This is a genomic window from Psychrobacter sp. CAL346-MNA-CIBAN-0220 (genome assembly GCF_040309805.1).
Lineage (GTDB): Bacteria > Pseudomonadota > Gammaproteobacteria > Pseudomonadales > Moraxellaceae > Psychrobacter.
The window spans coordinates 1-372 of record NZ_JBEOPF010000051.1 but is presented as its reverse complement, the minus strand read 5'-3'; the positions used below and the strand labels follow the sequence as shown (position 1 = coordinate 372).

Below are 372 nucleotides of genomic sequence, written 5' to 3'. Positions count from 1 at the left end.
GCTCGATCCGTCCGACGTCGAGAAGAACGCCGCGAGTGCGCAGGCGCAACTCGATGCCGCGACGCACAGCCTCGCGTTCGCGAAGCAGCAGCTCGACCGCGATCGCGCGCAAGCCCGCGAAAACCTGATCGCGACCGCGCAGCTCGAACAGACGCAGAACAGCTACACGTCGGCGCTCGCGCAGCGCGACCAGGCGCAGCAGCAGCTCGCGCTCGCGAAGAACCAGCTCCGCTACGCGACGCTCGCCGCCGACCATGCGGGCACCATCACCGCCGAACAGGCCGATACCGGCCAGAACGTGTCGGCGGGCCAGCCGGTCTACCAGCTCGCGTGGTCGGGCGACGTCGATGTGGTCAGCGACGTGCCCGAAGC

The 372-nt window shown here is 69.6% G+C and carries 1 protein-coding gene; it reads left to right on the top strand.

The features are described from left to right. On the top strand, positions 1 to 372 hold a 372-nt coding region (locus AAEY88_RS12655), incomplete at both ends, for an efflux RND transporter periplasmic adaptor subunit (RefSeq protein WP_407074463.1).